The organism is Actinomycetospora chlora, from assembly GCF_039542135.1.
GTDB classification, from domain to species: Bacteria; Actinomycetota; Actinomycetes; order Mycobacteriales; family Pseudonocardiaceae; genus Actinomycetospora; species Actinomycetospora chlora.
In genome coordinates, this window is the sequence record NZ_BAABHO010000022.1 from 64,772 (window position 1) to 86,043 (window position 21,272).

A 21,272-nucleotide genomic window follows, 5' to 3' on the forward strand; every position below is an offset into this window, starting at 1 on the left:
CTGCTGATCTCGGGAGCGTGGCGGGCGGCTCAGGGCACGAGCAGGAGCTTGCCCGTGGTGCGGCGGGCCTGGAGGTCGCGGTGGGCGTCCGGGGCCGCGTCGAGGGGGTAGCGGCCGCCGATGCGCACGGTCAGCTCGCCGGCGGCGACGGCCGAGAAGACGGCGTCGGCGCGGGCGGCGAGCTCGTCGGGCGTGCGCGTGTACCAGTGCAGCGAGGGGCGGGTCAGATACACGCCGCCGGCGCTGTTGAGCCGCTGCGGGTCGAGCGGCGGCACGGGCCCGCTCGCGGCGCCGTAGAGGGCCAGGACGCCCCGCACCCGCAGGCTGGCCAGGGACGCGTCGAAGGTCGCGGCGCCGACGCCGTCGTAGACGGCCGCGACGCCCTCGCCGCCGGTCAGGGCCCGGACCCGGTCGGCGAGGTCGTCGGAGTACCGCAGCACCTCGTGGGCGCCGGCCTCGCGGGCGAGGGCGTCCTTCTCCTCCGACGACGTCGTGGCGATGACCCGGGCACCGAGGCGGTGCGCCATCTGGCACAGCAGCAGTCCCATCCCGCCCGCGGCGGCGTGGACGAGGACGGCCTCGCCGGCGGCGACGGGGTGGGTGTCGTGCACGAGGTAGTGCGCGGTCATGCCCTGGAGCGCGACCGCGGTCGCCGTCTCGAGGTCGACCGCGTCCGGCACCCGGACGAGCTCGGCGGCGGGCACCGCGACCAGCGTCGCGTAGCTGCCGAGCGTGTTGGTCCAGGTGACGCGGTCGCCGGGGGCGACGGCGGTGACGCCCGGCCCCACCGCCCGCACGGTGCCGCCGCCCTCGACGCCGGGCACAAGGGGCAGGTAGGCGGGGTAGATGCCCTCGCGGAAGTAGGTGTCGATGAAGTTGACGCCGACGGCCGCGGTCTCGACGAGCGCCTCGCCCGCACCCGGCTCCGGGTCGGGGAGGTCGACGGGCTCGAGGACCTCGGGTCCGCCGTGCGCGGTGAGCCGGACGGCGTGCACGTCAGGACCTCCCGGCCAGCGCCGGCGCGGGCGTCTCGGGCGGGTCGACGACCAGCTCGTCGGGCTCGGCGGTGGCCGACCAGAGCCACGCCGCCGTGGCGACGGTGACCGCGGCGCCGAGGACGTGCAGCGCCACGAGCACCTCGGGCACGCCGAGCGCGTACTGGACGCCGCCGAGGGCGCCCTGGGCCAGGGTCACGACCACCAGCACGCGCAGGCGCAGGACCACGGCCCGCGGCACGGCGACGGCGTGGGTCATGAACCCGACGCCGACGAGCAGGCCGAGGAACGCGAACAGCAGGTGCGCGTGCGCGGTCGCGAGCGAGGGGAGGGGGACGGCCTCGAGGCGCGGCGTGGCGGCGTCGCCGCCGTGCGGGCCGGCCGCGGTGACGAGGGTGCCGGCGACGACGAGCGCGACGAGCACCACCGACGTGACGACGAGCAGGCCCCGCAGCGCGGCCGGGACGGCCGGGCGCCACGGGGTGCCCGGTGGGACGGCCATCGCGGCGGGGGAGGACTCCCGCACGAGCAGGACGGCCAGCCAGATCAGCGGGATCGTGACGAGGAAGTGCGGGGCGACCGTGTACCAGGCCAGGCCAGCGAGCACGGTGATCCCGCCGATGACGGCCTGGGCGACGACCCCGAGCGGCATGGTCGCGGCGAGCCACACCAGCCGCCGGCGGTGCGGGCGGACGTTCAGCGCCGCCAGCAGGCACGCGCCGGTGATCACTACGAGCAGGATGCCGAGCAGGCGGTTGCCGAACTCCACCCACTGGTGCAGTACTGCGACCTCCGGGTGCGGCACCGGCACGAGACTGCCCGGGAAGCACTGCGGCCACGTGGGGCACCCGAGCCCGGAGCCGGTCACGCGGACCACGGCGCCCGTCACGGCGATGCCCGCCTGGCCCACGACCGCGGCCATGGCGAGCCCGCGCATCAGCCGGGGCGGGGTGGCGGGGAGACGCTCGAGCACAGGCAAATCCTACGGCGTGTAGTGGACGGGCTCAGCTCCAGCGCACGGTCCGCGTCGCGATCGCCCCGCCGACCACGGCCCAGGCCAGCAGCACGACGATCTGGCCGACGCTCGGCCCGCCGCCCAGCAGGGTCGCCCGCAGCCCCTCGGCGAGCGCGCCCGAGGGCAGCAGCACGACGACGGCGGCCAGCGGGCCGGGCAGCGCCGACGCGGGGACCAGTACCCCGCCGGCGAAGAGCAGCACGAACCACACGATGTTGGCCACGGCGAGCACGAGCTCGGCGCGCAGCGTGCCGCCGAGCAGGACGCCGACGGCGCCGAAGGCCGCGGTGCCGAGCGCCACGAGCAGCAGCACCGCGCCGAGCGAGCCCGGGTCGGGACGCCAGCCCAGCGCGACCGCGACGAGGCCGAGCACCACGAGCTGCACCACCACCACGGCGGCCATCCCGCCCAGCCGTCCGAGCACGACGAGCCAGCGCGGCACGGCCGTGGCCGCCAGCCGTCGCAGCACCCCGTAGCGGCGGTCGAAGCCCAGTGAGATCGCCTGGCTGGTGAACGCCGTGGACATCACCGCGAGCGCGAGCACCGTGCCCAGCGCCGCGTCGACCCGCGGCTCGGGCAGCGGTACGACCCGCAGCAGCGAGAGCCCGACGAGCAGGGCCAGCGGGATGATCAGGGTGAGGAGCACCTGCTCGCCCTGGCGCAGCGCGAGCCGGGTCTCCAGCCCCACCTGCGTGGCGAGCATCCGGCCCAGCGGCCCGCGGCCCGGCGCGGGGGTGAACGTCCCTGCTTCGAAGGGGGTCATGATCTGAGTTCCCGGCCCGTGAGCTCGAGGAACACGTCCTCGAGGCTGCGGCGGGCGATGCGCAGGTCGTCGGCGAGCACGCCCTGGCGCGCGCACCACGACGTCACCGTGGAGAGCACCTGCGGGTCGATCGAGCCCTCCACGAGGTAGCTGCCGGGCGTCGGCTCCGACACCGTGCAGCCCTCGGGCAGGGCCGCCCCGAGCAGCCGCAGGTCCATACCGGCCGCGGCGCGGAAGCGCAGCTCGCGGTCGGCGCCGTCGGCGGTGAGCTCGTCCGGGCTGCCCTCGGCGACGACCCGGCCGTGGTCGACGATGACGATGTGGTCGGCGAGCTCCTCGGCCTCCTGCATGAGGTGCGTGGTCAGCAGCACCGCCACGCCGTCGGCGCGCAGGGCCCGCACGAGATCCCAGACGAGGCGGCGGCCCTGCGGGTCGAGGCTCGCGGTGGGCTCGTCGAGGAACACCAGCTCCGGGCGCCCGACGACCGCGCACGCGAGCGCCAGGCGCTGCTGCTGGCCGACCGAGAGCCGCTTGTAGGGCTTGCGGGCGCAGCCGGCGAGGCCGAGGACGTCGACCAGCCAGTCCGGGTCGAGGGGGTCGGCGGCGCAGGCGGCGACGAGGCCGACCATCTCGCGCACGCGCACGCCCGGGTAGGCGCCGCCGCCCTGGGGCATCACGCCGATCCGGGCCCGCAGGGAGTCCGGCGCGCCGGCCGGGTCGATGCCGAGCACGCGCACCTCGCCCTCGTCGCGGGCGCGCAGCCCCTCGCACACCTCGACGGTGGTGGTCTTGCCGGCGCCGTTGGGGCCGAGCAGGGCGAGCACCCGGCCGGCGTCGAGCGACAGGCCGAGCCCGTCGACGGCGGGGCGTCCCTGGTAGCGCACGACGAGGTCGCGCACCTCCAGCGCGCCCGCCTGACCCGACACGTCCGACAGCCTAGGTCGCCGGCGTGCGCGGCACCCGCCCGCGCACGGCCCACAGCGGGACGAGGGCGAGCAGGGCGGCGGCCGTGATCGCCATCGGGAGCTGGTAGGTGCGGAACGAGAAGTCGGCGCCCGTCGGCGGGACGAGCAGGGCGACGATCGCGCACACCGCGACGGCGAAGCCGCGGATGCGCGGGTTGCGCACCGAGGCGGCCAGCGGCACGACGGCCCAGAGCAGGTACCACGGGTGCAGCACCGGGCCGGCGAGGAACACGGCCCCGAACCCGTAGCCCATCCCCGCGACCGCCGTGAGCCGGCCGCGCATGACCATGATCACCAGGAAGACGCAGACGATGCCCGCGACACCCAGGCCGGCGGCGCGGGTGAGGTCGAGCACGGAGTCGGTGTGGTCGCCCAGCCCCAGCACCCCGCCGAGCCAGCCGCCCAGCACGCCGAGGTCGGTGGTGACCGACAGCCAGCTGCGCAGCAGGTTGGGCACCGCGAGCGCCTGGATCCAGCCGAAGCCCAGCCCGCTGCCCAGCGACACCGCCGCCACCGTTCCCAGCCCCAGCGCGGCGCACCCCGCGCCGTAGCGCACGAGGCGGGCGTAGCCGCCGCCGCGCTCGTGCGCGACGTGCGCGGCGAGGAACCCCAGCGCCACCACCGCGGGGATCTTCCCCGAGGCGCCGAGCCCGATCAGCAGCGCGCCGAGCACCCAGGAGCGGCGCATGCCGATCTCCATGCCGGCGAGGACGACGCCCAGCATGATCGCGTCGTTGTGGATGCCGCTGACCAGGTGGAACAGCACGAGCGGGCTGATCGCGAGCCACAGCGCGGCGATCGGCTCGACGCCGGCCCGGCGCGCCAGGTGCGGCACGGCCCAGATGACGAGGCCGAGCGCGGCGAGCGCCAGCGCGCGGTGCAGGTACACACCTAGCACGATGTCGTCGCCCGCGATGCCGGTGATGAGGCGCCCGAACGACAGGAAGCCCGGCCCGTACGGCGACGGCGTGGTGCGCCAGATCGTCGGGATGCTCGCGACGAGCGGGTCGGAGAGCCCGAGCGCCTGCGCGGCGCCGTAGATGTAGGGGTCGAACCCGCGCGAGACCACCTCGGACTGCGAGAGGTAGCCGTAGACGTCGGTGGAGAACAGCGGCGGCGCGACGGCCAGCGGCGCCATCCACATGACGAGGATGCGCGTCAGCTGGCGCACCGACAGGCGCACCCGGCCCGGCCAGGCGAGGCGCCCGAGCCAGAGCCACGCCAGCACGAGCATCCCCATGCCGATGTAGGCGAGCGTGAGCGACACCGTCGGCATCCGGCCCCAGAGGCCGAGCACGCGCGTGCCGAGCAGGGGGTTGTAGGCCGGGGCCGGGGTGGCGCCGCAGCCGAGGGCGCCGAGGGCCATGAGCAGCGCGCCCGTCGTGCCGAAGCGCCGCACCGTCCGCAATCGCCGGCGCTCGTCGGGTGTGGGGGGCGGGGGCGTGGCGCCCGGGGGCGTGACCTCGACCGGGGCCGCCTCGCCGACGGACCCGGTGGCGGTCCGCGGGGCCTGCGCCGTCCCGGTCACGGATCGGGACGATACCGAGGGGCTCCGACGGCCCTGCCGCCGCGCCCGCTGCGATCGGTCCGGGACGCGCAGCGGAGCGGAGCCGGACCCTCGGCGAGGTGAGGTCACCCTGGGTGAGGTCGATCACCACGCCGATCCCGGGGCCCGCTTTGCCGGGTGGGACCAAATAAGCAAGACTGGTGTTGCCGAATAGCGGGCATTGCTCGGTCACGAGCGTGAGGAGGTGGGGACCATGGCGGGAGCCGACGGCCACGACGGCCGCACCCGGGACCTCATCGTCCGCCGCCTGCTCGAGCACGGACCCACCACGGCGATGGACCTCGCGGGGGAGTTCGGTCTCTCCGGCGCCGCCGTGCGGCGCCACCTCGACGCGCTGATCGGCGACGGCACCGTCGCCACGCGCGACGCGCCGCGCGCGTCCGGTCGCGGACGTGGCCGCCCGGCCCGGCAGCACCTGCTCACCGAGCAGGGCCGCCGCCGTGCCGGCCGCGGCGAGGGCGACGTCGCCGAGCTGGCCGTCGCCGCCCTGCGCGAGCTGTCCGACGCGGCGGGGGAGGACGCGGTCCGCGCGTTCGCGCGCCGCCGGGTGCTCGGTCTGCTCGCGCAGCACCGCGACGAGATCGGCGAGCACGACGACCGTGCCGAGCGCGTGGGGTCCCTCGCGGGCGCCCTGTCGCGCGAGGGCTACGCCGCCTCGACCCGCGCCACCACGGCGGGCGAGGCGCTGTGCCAGCACCACTGCCCGGTGGCCGGAGTGGCCGCCGAGTTCCCGCAGCTGTGCGAGGCGGAGACCGAGGTCTTCGCCGAGCTCCTGGGCACGCACGTCCAGCGACTGTCGACCATCGCGCGCGGCGACGCCGCGTGCACCACCCACGTGCCTCGTCAACAGGACGCCACCACCACCGACGTCAAGGGAAGGCAGGTCGTATGACCACCTCCGCGGAGCGGACCACCCCCACCGCCCCGGCCGAGCTCACCCAGGAGGAGACCCTCGCGGCGCTCGGGCAGTACCAGTTCGGGTGGCACGACAGCGACGTCGCCGGGGCGAGCGCGCAGCGCGGCCTCAACGAGGCCGTCGTGCGCGACATCTCGCAGAAGAAGAGCGAGCCGGACTGGATGCTGCAGCTGCGGCTGAAGGCGCTCAACACGTTCGAGAAGAAGCCGATGCCGCAGTGGGGCTCCGACCTCTCGGGCATCCACTTCGACAACATCAAGTACTTCGTGCGGTCCACGGAGAAGCAGGCGGCCTCCTGGGAGGACCTGCCCGAGGACATCAAGTCGACGTACGACAAGCTCGGCATCCCCGAGGCCGAGAAGGCCCGCCTCGTGGCCGGTGTCGCGGCGCAGTACGAGTCCGAGGTCGTCTACCACCAGATCCGCGAGGACCTGGAGGCCCAGGGCGTCATCTTCATGGACACCGACACCGGGCTGCGCGAGCACCCGGAGCTGTTCGAGGAGTACTTCGGCTCGGTCATCCCGGCCGGCGACAACAAGTTCTCCGCGCTGAACTCCGCGGTGTGGTCCGGCGGCTCGTTCATCTACGTGCCCAAGGGTGTCCACGTCGACATCCCGCTGCAGGCCTACTTCCGGATCAACACCGAGAACATGGGCCAGTTCGAGCGGACGCTGATCATCGTCGACGAGGACGCGTACGTCCACTACGTCGAGGGCTGCACGGCGCCGATCTACTCGAGCGACTCGCTGCACTCCGCGGTCGTCGAGATCGTCGTGAAGAAGGGCGGCCGCTGCCGCTACACGACCATCCAGAACTGGTCGAACAACGTCTACAACCTGGTCACCAAGCGCGCCAAGGCCGAAGAGGGCGCGACCATGGAGTGGGTCGACGGCAACATCGGCTCCAAGGTGACCATGAAGTACCCGGCCGTCTGGCTCACCGGGCCGCACGCCAAGGGCGAGGTGCTCTCGGTGGCGTTCTCCGGCGAGGGCCAGCACCAGGACGCCGGCGCCAAGATGGTGCACCTCGCGCCGCACACGTCGTCGACGATCATCTCGAAGTCGGTGGCCCGCGGGGGTGGCCGCACCTCGTACCGCGGCCTCGTGCGCGTCAACAAGGGCGCGCACCACTCGCGGTCGACGGTGAAGTGCGACGCGTTGCTGGTCGACACGATCAGCCGCTCGGACACCTACCCGTACGTCGACGTCCGCGAGGACGACGTGACGATGGGCCACGAGGCGACGGTCTCGAAGGTCAGCGAGGACCAGCTCTTCTACCTGATGTCCCGCGGCCTCACCGAGGACGAGGCCATGGCGATGATCGTGCGCGGGTTCGTCGAGCCCATCGCGCGCGAGCTGCCCATGGAGTACGCGCTCGAGCTCAACCGTCTCATCGAGCTGCAGATGGAGGGCGCTGTCGGATGAGCGAGCCCCTGGCTCAGTCGGGTGGCGGCCTCACGGCCGCCCCCGACGCCCCGGTCCTCGACGTGGACCCGGGCATCAAGACGGCCTCCTCCCCGAAGATCGCTCCCTGGGAGGAGCGGCACACGTCCTACGACGTCGAGTCGTTCGAGGTCCCGCGCGGGCGCGAGGAGCAGTGGCGCTTCACTCCGCTGCGGCGCCTGCGGGGGCTGCACGACGGCTCGGCGTCGGCGACCGGCCGCGTCGAGGTGGCCGTGCACACCGGCTTCGGCGACTCGGCCGACGTGCTCACCGGCTCGGGCGTGCGCGTCGAGACGGTCGGGCGCGACGACCCGCGGCTCGGTGACGGCGGCATCCCCGCCGACCGTGTCGCGGCGCAGGCGTGGTCGTCGTTCACCGAGGCCCACGTGGTCACGGTGAACGAGGCGCGTTCGGACGACGCGCCGCTGACCGTCACGGTCACCGGTCCCGGCGAGGGGCAGACGGCGTACGCGCACCTGCAGTTGCGCATGGAGCGCCACGCCGAGGCGGTGGTCGTGCTCGACCACCGCGGTTCGGGCACCGTCGCCGCCAACACCGAGATCGTGGTCGCCGACGGCGCGAAGCTGCTGGTCGTCGAGGTGCACGACTGGGCGGACGACGCCGTGTACGTGGGTGCCCAGCACCTCTCGATCGGCCGTGACGCCACCCTGCGGCACACGTCGGTGACCCTCGGCGGCGACCTCGTGCGCCTCTCGCCGGTCATCAACTACCGGGCCCCCGGCGGCGACGCCGAGCTCGACGGGTTGTACTTCGCCGACGGCGGGCAGCACTTCGAGCAGCGCCTGCTCGCCGACCACTCGGTGGCCAACTGCCGCTCGCGGGTCATGTACAAGGGCGCCCTGCAGGGCGCCGAGGGCGGCGCGGCCGCCCACACGGTGTGGGTCGGCGACGTGCTCATCCGCAAGGCGGCCGAGGGCACCGACACCTACGAGCTCAACCGCAACCTGCTGCTCACCGACAACGCCCGCGCCGACTCGGTGCCGAACCTCGAGATCGAGACGGGCGAGATCGTCGGCGCCGGCCACGCCAGCGCGACGGGACGATTCGACGACGAGCAGTTGTTCTACCTGATGGCGCGCGGGATCCCGGAGGCCCAGGCGCGCCGGCTCGTGGTCCGCGGCTTCTTCGGCGAGGTCATCGCGAAGATCCGCGTGCCCGCGCTGCGCGACCGGCTCGAGGCGGCCATCGAGGCCGAGCTCGAGGCCATCAATTCGTGATCTTGGCTAACTCCTGATCGTTCCCCGCCACCACGCAGACGTACCGAAAGAGGCTTGATGTCCACCCTCGAGATCCGCGACCTGCACGTCGAGGTCGAGACCGAGTCCGGTCCCAAGGAGATCCTGCGCGGCGTCGACCTGACCGTGAACTCCAACGAGACCCACGCGATCATGGGTCCGAACGGCTCCGGCAAGTCGACGCTGGCGTACTCGATCGCCGGTCACCCGAAGTACCAGGTCACCTCCGGGCAGGTCCTCCTCGACGGTGAGGACGTGCTCGAGATGGCCGTCGACGAGCGCGCCCGCGCCGGCCTGTTCCTGGCCATGCAGTACCCCGTCGAGGTGCCCGGCGTCTCGATGTCGAACTTCCTGCGCTCGGCCGCCACCGCCACCCGCGGCGAGGCGCCGAAGGTGCGGCACTGGGTCAAGGAGGTCAAGGGCGCGATGTCCGACCTCGAGATCGACCCGGCGTTCGCCGAGCGCAGCGTCAACGAGGGCTTCTCCGGCGGCGAGAAGAAGCGCCACGAGGTCCTGCAGATGGCGCTGCTCAAGCCGAAGATCGCCGTCCTCGACGAGACCGACTCCGGCCTCGACGTCGACGCCCTGCGCGTCGTGAGCAAGGGCGTCAACGACTACAAGGCCGCGTCCGACGTCGGCATCCTGCTGATCACCCACTACACCCGCATCCTGCGCTACATCGCGCCGGACAAGGTGCACGTGTTCGTGAACGGCCGGGTCGCCGAGTCCGGCGGCCCCGAGCTCGCCGAGGAGCTCGAGGAGAACGGTTACGAGCGCTTCACGGGGTCGAAGGAGGAGCAGCCGGCATGACCGCACTCGCACCCGCCACGTCTGCTGGGGGTGCGACCCTGGATGTCGCGAAGATCCGCGCGGACTTCCCCATCCTGAGCCGCACCGTCCGCGACGGGAAGCCGCTGGTCTACCTCGACTCCGGGGCGACCTCGCAGCGCCCGCGCCAGGTGCTCGACGCCGAGCGGCACTTCCTCGAGACGTCCAACGCGGCCGTCCACCGCGGCGCCCACGCGCTGGCGGAGGAGGCCACCGACGCCTACGAGTCCGCGCGCGAGCGGATCGCGGCGTTCGTCGGTGCGGACGTCCACGAGGTGGTCTTCACCAAGAACGCCACCGAGGGGATCAACCTCGTCGCCTACGCGATGGGCAACGCCTCGGTGGGCGAGGGCGTCGACCCGGCCGCCGAGCGCTTCCGCCTGCGTCCGGGCGACGAGATCGCCACCACGGAGATGGAGCACCACGCCAACCTCGTGCCGTGGCAGGAGCTCTGCCGCCGCACCGGGGCGACGCTGCGCTGGTTCTCCGTCACGCCCGACGGGCGCCTCGACCTCGACTCCGACGAGGCCCGCTCGGTGATCAACGAGCGGACGAAGGTCGTCGCGTTCACGCACCAGTCGAACGTGCTCGGCACCGTGCCGCCGGTCGAGGAGCTCGTGCGGCGGGCCCGCGAGGTCGGTGCCTACACCGTGCTCGACGCCTGCCAGTCCGTGCCCCACGCGCCGGTCGACCTGCACGCCCTCGGCGTCGACTTCGCCGCGTTCTCCGGGCACAAGATGCTCGGTCCGTCGGGCATCGGCGTGCTCTACGGGCGCGCCGAGCTGCTCGAGGCGCTCCCGCCGTTCCTGCTCGGCGGCTCGATGATCGAGCTGGTCCGCATGGAGGGCTCGACCTACGCGTCGCCGCCCGCGCGGTTCGAGGCCGGCGTGCCCATGACGTCACAGGCCATCGGGCTCGGTGCGGCCGTCGACTACCTCTCGGCGATCGGTATGGACCGGGTCAAGGCGCACGAGGGCGAGCTGACCGGCGCGGCGCTGCTCAAGCTGCAGGACCTGCCCGGCGTCTCGATCGTCGGGCCGCGCACCACCGAGGCCCGCGGTGGCGCCGTGGCGTTCACGATCGAGGGCATCCACCCGCACGACGCCTCGCAGGTGCTCGACGACTCCGGCATCGCCGTGCGCGTCGGCCACCACTGCGCGTGGCCGCTGCACCGCGCGTTCGGCGTCCAGGCCTCGATCCGCGCGAGCTTCCACGTGTACAACACGATGGAGGAGGTCGACGCGCTGGTAGCGGGGGTGCGGCGGGCTCAGGAGTTCTTCGGGGTCGCCAGAGAGGGTGCCTCAGCGTGAAGCTCGACTCGATGTACCAGGAGATCATCCTGGACCACTACCGCAACCCGCACGGCCGCGGGCTGCGTGATCCTTACGAGGCCGAGGTCCACCACGTCAACCCGACCTGCGGTGACGAGGTGACCGTGCGCGTCCACCTCACCGGCGGGGAGGGGCGCGACGCGAAGGTCGAGGACCTGTCGTACGACGCCCTGGGCTGCTCGATCAGCCAGGCCGCCACGTCCGTGGCGCACGACCTGCTGGTCGGGCACACGGTCGGCGAGGCCTTCGAGACGCTCGAGGCGTACCAGGCGATGGTGCAGGGCCGCGGCAAGGTCGAGCCGGACGAGGACGTGCTCGACGACGCCGTCGCCTTCGCCGGCGTCGCCGCCTACCCGGCGCGCGTGAAGTGCGCCTTGCTCGGGTGGCTGGCGTTCAAGGACGCTGTCGCCCAGGCGCAGGCTGGAGGTAGCTCATGACCGAAGAGACCGTCACCCGAGGAGCGGCCGGGATGCCCGAGGCACCGGAGAAGACGGAGGGCCTGCCCTCGCTCGACGACCTCGAGGAGGCCATGCGCGACGTCGTCGACCCCGAGCTGGGGATCAATGTCGTCGACCTCGGCCTGCTCTACGGCATCGACGTCCAGGGCGACGACGCCGGCCCGGTGGTCACGCTCGACATGACCCTGACCTCGGCGGCCTGCCCGCTGACCGACGTCATCGAGGACCAGGCCCGCGCGGCCCTCACCCAGGGTCCGGGCGGGGGGCTGGCCCACGACGTGCGCATCAACTGGGTCTGGATGCCGCCGTGGGGCCCGGACAAGATCACCGACGACGGCCGCGAGCAGCTCCGCGCCCTCGGCTTCACCGTCTGATCCGCACCGCACGACCGACGCCCTCGCCGCACCGCGGCGGGGGCGTCGTCGTCGGTGCCGTCACTTCTCGAAGTAGTCGTCGTCCAGCTTGACCACCGTGGAGGTCTTCTCGACCTGCACGCCGACGCCGTACCGGATGAGGAGCTCGGACAGACGGCGCCCGTCGATGAGGACGACGGCGGCGTTGACGGCCCGCGCGTACTCGATGGCTTCCTTGGTGAAGCTGCTGGTCGTGAAGAAGACGCCCTGGTCGGCCTGCTGACCGTGCAGCGCGCCGACGAAGCCCTGGATCGCCGGGCGACCGACGATGTTGTCGGGGCCGTAGCGCTCGGCCTGGATGTAGATGCGCCCGAGACCGAGGGCGTCCTGGTCGATGACGCCGTCCACACCGCCGTCCCCGCTCCCGCCGACGCGCCGGACCCGCTTCTGGTCCGCGCCGCCGTAGCCCATCGCGATCAGGAGGTCGACGACCATCTGTTCGAGGAAGGCGGGCTCGGCTTCCCCGATGTGTCGAAGCGCAGCTCCACGGCGACGTCGGCAAGGATCTGCTCGATCCCGGCGCAGATGCGCTCGCGCGGATCGAGGACGTCGCCGCCCGGAGTCGTCGCCGGACCGGGAGCGGCGGTCGACGGGCCTTTGGTCACCGGTACGTCGTCGCGGTACGCCGGGATCTCGCGGAGCTCGTTCTCGGTCAGACCGGCGGGGTACTGCTCGAGAAGTCGTCGGCCGACCCCGCTGATCGTGTACATCGCACGTCTCGGGCGCTCGATTGCCTCGGCCCTGACGAGCGACGACACGGACCAGCCCACGCGATCTTGGTATCGGAGCGTTCCGGAGGAGATGGTCTCCTGTACATCGCCTGCACCGCCCATCGTTCGTCCGAGATGTCCACTTCCATGGTCACCAGGCCGGCACACCGGAAGTCGATCTCTTCAGCCCCTGGGTGAGCCTGCTGATCATGGCCGGGGAAGATCACCGCGCCTTCACGGTCACAACGGAGATCGACATCGACTGTCAGGGCGCGCTCGCCGCCGGGCCGCCGTGATCAACGGGGAGTTCGCGCGCGTAGAAGCAGCGAACCGCCCGTTCGCAGCGATCGGGCCTGCGCTCGCCGCCGGGCCGCGGTGATCAACGGGGAGTTCGCGCGCGTAGAAGCAGCGAACCGCCCGTTCGCTGCTTAACCCCGGCGCTCGCGGACCACGTGGGGGCGGAGGTGGCGGTAGCCGCGGACGTTGAGCTGCGGCACCGCGCGGATGTCGAGGTCGAGATCGGTCTCGCGCAGGGCCGCGGTGAGGTCCTCGTCGACGAGCACGGTGCCGGGGCGGGCCTCGGAGGTCAGGCGGCTGGCGATGTTGACCACGGGCCCGTAGACGTCGCCGTAGCGGGGGAGCACCTCGCCGAGCGCGAGGCCGATGCGCAGGGAGAGACGCTCGTCGTCGCCGGGCACCTCGTCGTGCAGGCGGAAGGCGATGTCGACGGCGTCCTCGACGCGCTCGGCCACGAAGAGGATCTCGTCGCCGAGGGTCTTGACGATGCGCCCGCGCCGGCGGGCGACGACCTCCGTGCAGACGGTCTCGAACCGCTCGAGCAGCTCGCGCAGCTCGACCTCGTCGATCTTGCGGCTCAGGCTCGTGAAGCCGACGATGTCGGCGAAGCCCACCACGACGCGGTTCTCCGCCGGCTCGTCGTCGGCCAGCAGCGACAGCATCCGCCCGGCGGTGACGGCGAGGTGCCGGCGCCACACGTAGGTCTGCAACCGCTCGAGCGCCGGGACGAGCGACTCGACGGCCGCGACGACGGCGTCGGGGTCGTCCCGGCCGGTGTCGGCGATCGTGCGGCGCACGAGCGTCGCCTGCCACTCCGCGAGCCGGCCGAGGCCCTGCCCGAGCGCGCGGGCGACGGCCAGCTCCTCGGCCTCGTCGAACGTGTCCTCCTCGAGGAGGCGCCCGGACAGCTCGAGGGCGTCGACGTCGGTCTCGGCGAAGGCGCGCTCGCCGTCGGGCGTGCTCGGGAAGCCGAGCGCGCTCCAGAGCCGCGCGGTGTACTCCGCGGAGAGGCCCGTGCGCTCGTGGACCTCGCCGCGGGTCATGGTGCGGGGCCCGCCGAGCAGGAGGTCGTCGATCCGCTCGCGGGCCCGCGCCCACCGGTCGGTGTCGGCCCGGTCGGGCTCCGGGCCGTCCGTCACGTCGTGTGGACGATGAGGACGTCGCTGCCCGCGCGCCGGGAGATGCCCTGCGGCACCGACCCGAGCAGGCGGCCGGCCAGGCTGTTGAGGCCCCGGTTGCCGACGACGACGAGGTCGGCGCCGCGGTCGGCGACCGTCTCGATGACGCGCTCGATCGGGTCGCCCTCGACGGCGACGGTGTCGATCTCGACCGAGCCCTTGGCCGCGGCGCGCTCGCGGGCGTCGCGCAGCGTCTCCTCGGCCGGCGTCGAGCCGACGACGTGGTACGCGGCGTCGTCACCGAGGGCCTGCTCGGCCTCGCCGGTCGACTTCGCGGGCTTGTAGGCGCAGATGATGAGCAGCAGCGCCTTGCTGTCGGCCGCGATCGTGGCGGCGCGGTCGACGGCGCGGAACGACGACTCCGAGCCGTCGGTCCCGACGGCCACGGTCTGGTAGGCACCCATCGCGGAGGACTCCTTTGCGTCGGTGTCGGGTCACGGACCCGTCACGATGCCGGTTCACGAGCGTACCGCTACTGCTCCGTTCGGACGCTGCGGGCCCCGAGCAGGGTTCCCCTGATCAGGTGGGCGCGCAGGCGCGGCGTCAGCCGTCCGAACAACGACGTCATGGCCGCGACCGATGCGGTGACGTCCTCGCGCGCGTCGAGGTAGGCGCGACGGTGGGCCGGGGGCAGCGCGAAGAAGCGGTCGAAGAACGCCGGGACCTCGGCGGGCGGGAGCGCGAGCAGGGTCTCCAGGCCGCGCCGGCGCAGCGCGTGCACCGTGCGCGCCCTGGGGGAGCGCACGACGCCGCGGGCGGCCCGGGCGACGAACGCCGGGTCGCCGCCGCCGCGCAGGGCCTCGGCGATCACCGCGGCCAGACGCGGCGCCAGCCGCAGCGACGTCGACAGGCTGAAACCCGAGGCCGGGTGCACGAGCGGGTCGGCCGCACCGATCGCGACGACGCCGGCCGGGGAGCGGTGGCGCGGCGAGTCGACCGGGAAGCGGACCTTCTCGACGTCGGCCGGCCGGTCGGGGATCTCCGCGTCGGCGAGGCCGGCGCCCCGCAGGCGGGCGTGCAGGCGGGCGCGCAGCTCGGCCATCGGCAGCCCGGGCCGCCGCGCGAGCGACGTCTCCTCCAGCAGGACCCGCTCGGCGTCGAGCGGCACGGCGTAGAGGAACGTCGGCCAGCCCGGGCGGCCGTGCGCGGGGCGCCAGTCCATGAACAGCAGGCGGTCGCCGCTGACGCGGGCGGCCACGTCCCGCGGCACGACGACGCCGTAGGCGGTCTGCTCGGCGAGCGCGCGCCCGCCGGCCGGGCGCCCGCACGCCAGGACCTGGCGGGCCCCGGTGGCGTCGACGACGACGCGTCCGGTCGGCGTCGTGCCGTCGTCGAGGCGCAGGCCCGGGTAGCGGTCCGCCCCGGCCGGCACGGCCGCGACCACCCGTCCCCGCCGCACCGCGACGGCCGGGTCGGTGAGGTGGGTCTGCAGCGCGGCGGTGTCGAGCACGGTGTACTCGTCGTCGAGCTCGTGGACGTGCCGCGCGATGGCGACCCCACGGCCGCGGGCGGCGACGACGTCGGCGGGCAGGTCGGCGGGCAGCTCGTGGGCCCAGGCGCCGTAGGTGTTGCGCCACGGCTCGTGGGGCCGCGGGTCGACGACGAGGGCGTGCAGGTCGAGCGCCGCGCAGGCGCGGGCGAGCGACCGCCCGGCCGGGCCGGCCCCGGCGATGACGACGTCGGCGGCCGGTGCTCCGGTCACCGCTCGGGGTCCCGCTCCGACTCCGCGCGGGACATCTCCTCGAGCGCGGCCCGGTCGGCCTTCGCGCGGGCGTTCCACCGGCGCATCTCGGGCGGGTAGCCGGTGACCGTCACGTCGTGGATCGCCACCTTGCACGAGCGGGCCAGCTTCTCCGCGGCCCGCGGCGTGCCGACCCGCCGCCGCGTCCACTCGCCGTCGAACGCGACGGCGACGACCGTCGTGTCGGTGGCCGTGGTCTCCGGCTCGACGTAGAACGCCACGCCCTCGCGGCTCTTGGCGAACGCCCGGAGGTGCTCGAGGTCGGCCGGGCCGCCCTCGCGGTCGAGCACCTGGCGGAACCCGCCCGCGCCGACACCGCCGCCGCCGCTGCCCCCGCGGCGCCACCTGTCGAAGAGCCCCATGCCGATCACCTCCCGGTCGGCACCATTGTGCCCGTGTCCGGTTGAGGTCGCGGTTGCGTTCACGTGCTCCCGGTCGCGAGCAGGCCGCCGTCGACGCGCACGGTCTCGCCGGTGATCCACGACGCGGCGTCGGAGACGAGGAAGCCGATCAGCGCGGCGACGTCCTCGGGGGTCCCGAGCCGACCCATCGGGTAGCGGGCGGCCACCTCGTCCTCCTGGCCCGACCACAGCGCCTCGGCCATCCGCGTCTTCACCACGGCCGGGGCGACCGCGTTGACGCGGATCGACGGGCCGAGCTCCCACGCGAGCTCCTCGGTGAGCCGGATCAGCGCCGCCTTGGACGCCCCGTAGGCGCCGATGACGCCGCTGGAGCGCAGCCCGCCGACCGAGGACACGTTGACGACGGCGCCGCCGTGCTCGCCCATCCACGCCCGGTGCGCCTCCTGGACGAACCCGAGCGCGGCCACGACGTTCACCTCGAAGATCTTGCTGACCGCGCCGAGGTCGGCCTGCACCAGCGGGCCGTACTGCGGGTTGACGCCGGTGTTGTTGACCAGCACGTCGAGCGAGCCGAAACGCTCGACCGCGGCGTCGACGGCCGCCCGGCGGGCGTCCGCGTCGCCGGCGTTGCCGGCCACCGCCAGCACGCGGTCGGGGGCGCCGAGCGAGCCCGCCGCCTCGTCGAGCTCGGCGGCCTTGCGGGCGGTGACGGTGACGGTCGCGCCGCGGTCGAGCAGGTGGCGGGCGACGCCGTACCCGATCCCGCGGCTCGCGCCCGTGATCAGGGCGGAGCGACCGGCGAGGTCCTGGGGCAGGGGAGTGGCCTCGGTCATGCGGGCACCCTAGGGCCGGATCGGGGTCGCGTCGCCGCCTACACTGGGAGGGTCCGCGTGGCGCCCCGTCCGCCCGCCCCGACCTCGTCGGAGATCCCCTTCCGTGATCACTGCGTCCGATCTCGAGCTGCGTGCCGGCTCCCGCGTCCTGCTGGCGGGGGTGACGCTGCGCGTCCAGCCGGGCGACCGGATCGGTCTGGTCGGGCGCAACGGCGCGGGCAAGACGACGACGCTGCGCTCGCTGGCCGGCGCCGGCGAGCCCTACGGCGGGACGATCCGCTCGACCGGGCCGGTCGGCTACCTCCCCCAGGACCCGCGCGAGGGCGACCTGACGGTGCTCGCCCGCGACCGCGTCCTCTCCGCCCGCGGGCTCGACGAGCTGCTGCGCGACATGGAGAAGGCGCAGACCGCGATGGCCGAGCTCGCCGACGACGCGGCGCGCGACCGCGCGGTCGCCCGCTACGGCCGCCTCGAGGAGCGCTTCGCCGACCTCGGGGGCTACGCCGCCGAGAGCGAGGCCGGCCGGATCTGCTCCAACCTCGGCCTGCCCGACCGCGTGCTCGGCCAGCCGCTGGGCACGCTCTCGGGCGGCCAGCGCCGTCGCGTCGAGCTGGCCCGCATCCTGTTCGCCGCCAGCGGCGACACCGGCGGCAACGCCGCCACCACGCTGCTGCTCGACGAGCCCACCAACCACCTCGACGCCGACTCGATCGGCTGGCTGCGCTCGTTCCTGCAGAACCACGAGGGCGGGCTGGTGGTCATCAGCCACGACACCGAGCTGATCGACGCCGTGGTCAACAAGGTGTGGTTCCTCGACGCCACGCGCGGCGAGCTCGACGTCTACAACATGGGCTGGAAGCGCTACCAGCAGGCCCGCGCCGACGACGAGGCGCGCCGGCGCCGCGAGCGCGCCAACGCCGAGAAGAAGGCGGGCGCCCTGCAGGCCCAGGCCGCGAAGATGGGTGCGAAGGCCACGAAGGCGGTCGCGGCCAAGCAGATGGCGCGCCGCGCCCAGGCGATGCTCGACGGGCTCGACGAGCAGCGGGTCGACGACAAGGTGGCCCACATCCGCTTCCCGTCGCCCGCCGCGTGCGGGCGCGTGCCGATGACGGCCGAGGGCCTGTCGAAGACCTACGGCTCGCTCGAGGTGTTCAGCGGCGTCGACCTCGCCGTCGACCGCGGCTCCCGCGTGGTCATCCTCGGGCTCAACGGCGCGGGCAAGACGACGCTGCTGCGGATCCTCGCGGGCGCCGAGCACCCGGACACCGGGGAGGTCACCCCGGGCCACGGTCTGCGCACGGGCTACTTCGCCCAGGAGCACGACACGCTCGACATGGACCGCACCGTCTGGGAGAACGCCCGCAGCGCGGCGCCGGACACCCCCGAGCAGCAGCTGCGCACCCTGCTCGGCGCGTTCATGTTCACCGGCGAGCAGCTCGAGCAGCGGGCGGGCACGCTCTCCGGCGGCGAGCGCACCCGGCTCGCGCTGGCCGGGCTCGTCTCCAGCGCCGCGAACGTCCTGCTGCTCGACGAGCCCACCAACAACCTCGACCCGGCGAGCCGCGAGAAGGTGCTCGACGCCCTGCGCCGGTTCGAGGGCGCGGTCGTGCTCGTCACCCACGACCCGGGCGCGGTCGAGGCGCTCGAGCCGGAGCGGGTCATCCTCCTGCCCGACGGCACCGAGGACCACTTCTCGGCCGACCACCTGGAACTGGTCGAACTCGCCTAGTCACGCGACGTTCCTGGACGTCCTGCGAACGGACCGCGATCAAGTCCGATCGGCCCAACCGCTTACCGATCACGGGAATTGTGCCGTGGCGCACATCTTGCTTCTCGATCATCATGGGTCGACCGGACCTGCGGTCGGACGAGGGGTGAGATCGAGATGGCCGATCTGAAGAAGGGTGCTCGCATCACCGGGCCCCAGCGCGACAAGCTCGCGACGGACCTCAAGAAGAAGTACGAGAAGGGCGCGAGCATCCGTTCCCTGGCCGAGTCCACCGGCCGGTCGTACGGATTCGTGCACCGCGTGCTGAGCGAGTCCGGGGTCACGCTGCGCGGGCGCGGTGGCGCCACGCGCACGAAGAAGAAGTAGCGCCCGGCCCGCTCGGCGGGGTACCACCACCGCGGACGACTCCGGCGGACCACCACCCGCCGGCCCCGCGGCCCGCTTGACCTCGACCATCGTCGAGGTCGCACGCTCGGGGCACGAAGTCGCGACGAGCGTGGAGGACGAGCCGTGGACGGCGCCTGGTCCCTGATGATGTCCGCGGCACGCGCCGACAGCGTGCCGCGCTCGGTACCGAAGGGGACGCTCCCGCGGATCTGGCGCTTCGCCGGGCGTCACCACCGCACGCTGGCGGTGTTCCTGCTGCTGGCCACGGCGTCCGCCGTGATCGGGGTCGTCACGCCGGTGCTGGCCGGGCGCGTGGTCTCGGTGATCACGGGCTCCGGCTCGGCCTCGACGGTGATCACGCTCGCGCTGGTCATCGCCGGCCTCGCGGTGCTCGACGCCGGCCTCACGCTGGGGGAGCGGTGGCTGTCGTCACGGATCGGCGAGGGCCTCATCTACGACCTGCGCCTCGCGGTGTTCTCGCACGTCCAGCGCATGCCGCTCGCGTTCTTCACCCGCACCCGCACCGGATCGCTCGTCAGCCGCCTCAACAACGACGTCATCGGCGCCCAGCGGGCGTTCACCTCGACGCTGTCCGGGCTCGTCACCAACGTCATCCAGCTCGTGCTGGCCGTCGTGGTCATGCTCGCGCTCGCGTGGCAGGTGACGCTGCTCGCCCTGGTGCTGCTGCCGATCTTCGTGCTGCCCGCCCGCCGCATGGGCCGCCGGATCGCCGCGCTGCAGCGGGAGTCGGCCGACCTCAACGCGGCGATGACCGGGCAGATGACCGAGCGCTTCTCCGCGGGCGGCGCGACGCTGGTCAAGCTCTTCGGGCGCCCGGACGCCGAGGCCGCCGAGTTCGGCGACCGCGCCGACCGGGTGCGGGGCGTCGGCGTGCGCACGGCGATGGTCAACCGGGTCTTCCTGACGTGCCTGACGCTCGTCTCCGCGCTGGCGCAGGCCCTGATCTACGGCCTCGGCGGGTGGCTCGCGGTGACCGGACGGCTCGACGCCGGCACCGTCGTCAGCCTCGCGCTGCTGCTCACCCGCCTCTACAGCCCGCTGACGTCGCTGGCGAACGCGCGCGTCGACGTCATGAGCGCGCTGGTGAGCTTCGAGCGGGTCTTCGAGGTGCTCGACCTGCGCCCGGCGCTCACCGAGCCCGAGGATCCGACGCCGCTGCCCGACGGCCCCCTGGGGATCGCGGTGCGCGACGTCCGGTTCACCTACCCGGCGGCCTCGGCGGTCTCGCTGGCGTCGCTGGAGGAGGTCAGCCGCCTCGACGACCGCGCCGGCCACGAGGTCCTGCACGGCGTCGACCTCGCGGTCGGGCCGGGACGGATGCTCGCGCTGGTCGGGCCCTCGGGGGCGGGGAAGTCGACGATCGCCTCGCTGCTCCCGCGGCTCTACGACGTCGACTCGGGGGCCATCGAGATCGGTGGGGTCGACGTCCGCGAGCTCGCCTTCGCCGACCTGCGGGGCGCGGTGGGTGTCGTCACCCAGGACGGGCACCTGTTCCACGACACCGTGCGCGCGAACCTGCTCTACGCGGCACCCGACGCGACGGAGGACCAGCTGCGGGAGGCCCTGGTCCGGGCGCGGCTGGGCGAGCTGCTCGACCAGCTCCCGGCCGGGCTGGACACGGTGGTGGGGGAGCGCGGCCACCGGCTCTCCGGCGGGGAGCGTCAGCGGCTGACGATCGCGCGGCTGCTGCTCGCCTCGCCGCGCGTCGTGATCCTCGACGAGGCGACCGCCCACCTGGACTCGGAGTCCGAGCACGCGGTGCAGGAGGCCCTCTCGGAGGCCCTGGTCGGCCGCACCGCCGTCGTGATCGCCCACCGGCTCTCGACGGTGCGGGCGGCCGACGTCATCGCCGTGGTCGAGCACGGGCAGGTGGTCGAGCAGGGCACGCACGACACGCTGCTCGAGCGCGGCGGCCGGTACGCGGACCTCTACCACACGCAGTTCGCCCCGACCCGGTCCGCCGCCTGAGTACTCACTCACAGTGATCTGCGCATCGGGCGCGACCGGTCGCGGACCCCTGCGGGGTGGCGAAGGCGCGTGTAGCGTCGCGGGGCGTCCGTGCGTC

22 protein-coding genes are annotated in these 21,272 nt (G+C 73.7%); 10 read left to right on the forward strand and 12 right to left on the reverse strand.

The features are described 5' to 3' along the window. Positions 1-29: 29 nt before the first annotated feature. From ABD994_RS15290 to mptB, 5 genes are all read right to left on the reverse strand, one after another. A complete protein-coding gene (locus tag ABD994_RS15290; RefSeq protein WP_345416206.1) occupies positions 30-995 on the reverse strand; it encodes a quinone oxidoreductase family protein in 966 nt (321 codons plus the stop codon). Position 996: 1 nt separating this feature from the next. Then, entirely contained in the window at positions 997-1,932 is a 936-nt protein-coding gene (locus tag ABD994_RS15295) for a COX15/CtaA family protein (RefSeq protein ID WP_425550067.1), read from the reverse strand. A 67-nt stretch (positions 1,933-1,999) separates the two neighbouring features. Continuing rightward, on the reverse strand, positions 2,000-2,773 hold the full coding sequence (locus tag ABD994_RS15300) for an ABC transporter permease (protein WP_345416215.1): 774 nt from the start codon (positions 2,771-2,773) through the stop codon (positions 2,000-2,002). Then, positions 2,770-3,699, reverse strand: a complete 930-nt coding sequence (locus ABD994_RS15305; RefSeq protein ID WP_345416218.1) for an ABC transporter ATP-binding protein — start codon at positions 3,697-3,699, stop codon at positions 2,770-2,772. The genes ABD994_RS15300 and ABD994_RS15305 overlap by 4 nt, the downstream gene beginning before the upstream one ends. A 10-nt stretch (positions 3,700-3,709) precedes the next feature. Next, positions 3,710-5,266: a polyprenol phosphomannose-dependent alpha 1,6 mannosyltransferase MptB gene (gene mptB, locus ABD994_RS15310; protein ID WP_345416221.1), complete on the reverse strand. Its 1,557-nt coding sequence runs from the start codon at positions 5,264-5,266 to the stop codon at positions 3,710-3,712. A 232-nt stretch (positions 5,267-5,498) separates the two neighbouring features. Between mptB and ABD994_RS15315 the strand changes: the two genes are divergently transcribed. From ABD994_RS15315 to ABD994_RS15345, 7 genes are read left to right on the forward strand one after another with little or no spacing between them, the layout of a single operon-like run. Continuing rightward, positions 5,499-6,197 (forward strand): helix-turn-helix transcriptional regulator, encoded by a 699-nt coding sequence (locus tag ABD994_RS15315; protein WP_345416224.1) that lies wholly within the window; start codon positions 5,499-5,501, stop codon positions 6,195-6,197. Next, a complete protein-coding gene (gene sufB, locus ABD994_RS15320; RefSeq protein WP_345416227.1) occupies positions 6,194-7,645 on the forward strand; it encodes a Fe-S cluster assembly protein SufB in 1,452 nt (483 codons plus the stop codon). Before ABD994_RS15315 ends, sufB begins: the two co-directional genes overlap by 4 nt. Continuing rightward, positions 7,642-8,901 (forward strand): Fe-S cluster assembly protein SufD, encoded by a 1,260-nt coding sequence (sufD, locus tag ABD994_RS15325; RefSeq protein ID WP_345416230.1) that lies wholly within the window; start codon positions 7,642-7,644, stop codon positions 8,899-8,901. The genes sufB and sufD overlap by 4 nt, the downstream gene beginning before the upstream one ends. Positions 8,902-8,958: 57 nt before the next feature. After that, on the forward strand, positions 8,959-9,729 hold the full coding sequence (sufC, locus tag ABD994_RS15330) for a Fe-S cluster assembly ATPase SufC (RefSeq protein ID WP_345416233.1): 771 nt from the start codon (positions 8,959-8,961) through the stop codon (positions 9,727-9,729). Beyond that, positions 9,726-11,057, forward strand: a complete 1,332-nt coding sequence (locus ABD994_RS15335) for a cysteine desulfurase (RefSeq protein WP_345416236.1) — start codon at positions 9,726-9,728, stop codon at positions 11,055-11,057. The genes sufC and ABD994_RS15335 overlap by 4 nt, the downstream gene beginning before the upstream one ends. Beyond that, complete coding sequence (gene sufU, locus ABD994_RS15340) at positions 11,054-11,515, forward strand: Fe-S cluster assembly sulfur transfer protein SufU (RefSeq protein ID WP_345416239.1); 462 nt, start codon at positions 11,054-11,056, stop codon at positions 11,513-11,515. Before ABD994_RS15335 ends, sufU begins: the two co-directional genes overlap by 4 nt. Continuing rightward, on the forward strand, positions 11,512-11,910 hold the full coding sequence (locus ABD994_RS15345) for a metal-sulfur cluster assembly factor (RefSeq protein ID WP_345416242.1): 399 nt from the start codon (positions 11,512-11,514) through the stop codon (positions 11,908-11,910). The genes sufU and ABD994_RS15345 overlap by 4 nt, the downstream gene beginning before the upstream one ends. Before the next feature lie 60 nt (positions 11,911-11,970). Here the strand turns inward: ABD994_RS15345 and ABD994_RS15350 are convergent, their stop codons facing one another. The 7 genes from ABD994_RS15350 to ABD994_RS15380 form a co-directional block, all read right to left on the reverse strand. Then, complete coding sequence (locus tag ABD994_RS15350; RefSeq protein ID WP_345416246.1) at positions 11,971-12,384, reverse strand: restriction endonuclease; 414 nt, start codon at positions 12,382-12,384, stop codon at positions 11,971-11,973. Beyond that, entirely contained in the window at positions 12,366-12,782 is a 417-nt protein-coding gene (locus ABD994_RS15355) for a winged helix-turn-helix domain-containing protein (protein WP_486303753.1), read from the reverse strand. Before ABD994_RS15355 ends, ABD994_RS15350 begins: the two co-directional genes overlap by 19 nt. A gap of 305 nt (positions 12,783-13,087) precedes the next feature. Further along, positions 13,088-14,095, reverse strand: a complete 1,008-nt coding sequence (locus ABD994_RS15360) for an adenylate/guanylate cyclase domain-containing protein (protein ID WP_345416252.1) — start codon at positions 14,093-14,095, stop codon at positions 13,088-13,090. Then, entirely contained in the window at positions 14,092-14,538 is a 447-nt protein-coding gene (locus tag ABD994_RS15365) for a universal stress protein (RefSeq protein WP_345416255.1), read from the reverse strand. The genes ABD994_RS15360 and ABD994_RS15365 overlap by 4 nt, the downstream gene beginning before the upstream one ends. Positions 14,539-14,606: 68 nt before the next feature. Continuing rightward, positions 14,607-15,836: a lycopene cyclase family protein gene (locus ABD994_RS15370; protein WP_345416259.1), complete on the reverse strand. Its 1,230-nt coding sequence runs from the start codon at positions 15,834-15,836 to the stop codon at positions 14,607-14,609. Beyond that, positions 15,833-16,237, reverse strand: coding sequence for a hypothetical protein (locus ABD994_RS15375; protein WP_345416262.1), 405 nt, complete (start codon positions 16,235-16,237; stop codon positions 15,833-15,835). Before ABD994_RS15375 ends, ABD994_RS15370 begins: the two co-directional genes overlap by 4 nt. A 59-nt stretch (positions 16,238-16,296) precedes the next feature. Continuing rightward, positions 16,297-17,070: an SDR family oxidoreductase gene (locus ABD994_RS15380; RefSeq protein ID WP_345416265.1), complete on the reverse strand. Its 774-nt coding sequence runs from the start codon at positions 17,068-17,070 to the stop codon at positions 16,297-16,299. A 103-nt stretch (positions 17,071-17,173) separates the two neighbouring features. On the opposite strand from ABD994_RS15380, the gene ABD994_RS15385 reads away from it, so the two are divergent. The 3 genes from ABD994_RS15385 (at position 17,174) to ABD994_RS15395 (ending at position 21,175) form a co-directional block, all read left to right on the forward strand. Next, a complete protein-coding gene (locus tag ABD994_RS15385) occupies positions 17,174-18,799 on the forward strand; it encodes an ABC-F family ATP-binding cassette domain-containing protein (RefSeq protein ID WP_345416268.1) in 1,626 nt (541 codons plus the stop codon). 156 nt (positions 18,800-18,955) lie between these two features. Next, on the forward strand, positions 18,956-19,165 hold the full coding sequence (locus ABD994_RS15390; protein WP_345416271.1) for a helix-turn-helix domain-containing protein: 210 nt from the start codon (positions 18,956-18,958) through the stop codon (positions 19,163-19,165). A 144-nt stretch (positions 19,166-19,309) separates the two neighbouring features. Further along, positions 19,310-21,175, forward strand: a complete 1,866-nt coding sequence (locus ABD994_RS15395; RefSeq protein WP_345416274.1) for an ABC transporter ATP-binding protein — start codon at positions 19,310-19,312, stop codon at positions 21,173-21,175. The last annotated feature ends 97 nt before the right edge of the window (positions 21,176-21,272 follow it).

Coding starts and splice junctions, on each gene's coding strand:
- ABD994_RS15295 (WP_425550067.1), bottom strand. CDS start 1,932: ATGCGCGGGCTCGCCATGGCCGCGGTCGTGGGCCAGGCGGGCATCGCC.
- ABD994_RS15300 (WP_345416215.1), bottom strand. CDS start 2,773: ATGACCCCCTTCGAAGCAGGGACGTTCACCCCCGCGCCGGGCCGCGGG.
- ABD994_RS15315 (WP_345416224.1), top strand. CDS start 5,499: ATGGCGGGAGCCGACGGCCACGACGGCCGCACCCGGGACCTCATCGTC.
- sufB (WP_345416227.1), top strand. CDS start 6,194: ATGACCACCTCCGCGGAGCGGACCACCCCCACCGCCCCGGCCGAGCTC.
- sufD (WP_345416230.1), top strand. CDS start 7,642: ATGAGCGAGCCCCTGGCTCAGTCGGGTGGCGGCCTCACGGCCGCCCCC.
- sufC (WP_345416233.1), top strand. CDS start 8,959: ATGTCCACCCTCGAGATCCGCGACCTGCACGTCGAGGTCGAGACCGAG.
- ABD994_RS15335 (WP_345416236.1), top strand. CDS start 9,726: ATGACCGCACTCGCACCCGCCACGTCTGCTGGGGGTGCGACCCTGGAT.
- ABD994_RS15345 (WP_345416242.1), top strand. CDS start 11,512: ATGACCGAAGAGACCGTCACCCGAGGAGCGGCCGGGATGCCCGAGGCA.
- ABD994_RS15350 (WP_345416246.1), bottom strand. CDS start 12,384: ATGGTCGTCGACCTCCTGATCGCGATGGGCTACGGCGGCGCGGACCAG.
- ABD994_RS15355 (WP_486303753.1), bottom strand. CDS start 12,782: ATGGGCGGTGCAGGCGATGTACAGGAGACCATCTCCTCCGGAACGCTC.
- ABD994_RS15365 (WP_345416255.1), bottom strand. CDS start 14,538: ATGGGTGCCTACCAGACCGTGGCCGTCGGGACCGACGGCTCGGAGTCG.
- ABD994_RS15375 (WP_345416262.1), bottom strand. CDS start 16,237: ATGGGGCTCTTCGACAGGTGGCGCCGCGGGGGCAGCGGCGGCGGCGGT.
- ABD994_RS15380 (WP_345416265.1), bottom strand. CDS start 17,070: ATGACCGAGGCCACTCCCCTGCCCCAGGACCTCGCCGGTCGCTCCGCC.
- ABD994_RS15390 (WP_345416271.1), top strand. CDS start 18,956: ATGGCCGATCTGAAGAAGGGTGCTCGCATCACCGGGCCCCAGCGCGAC.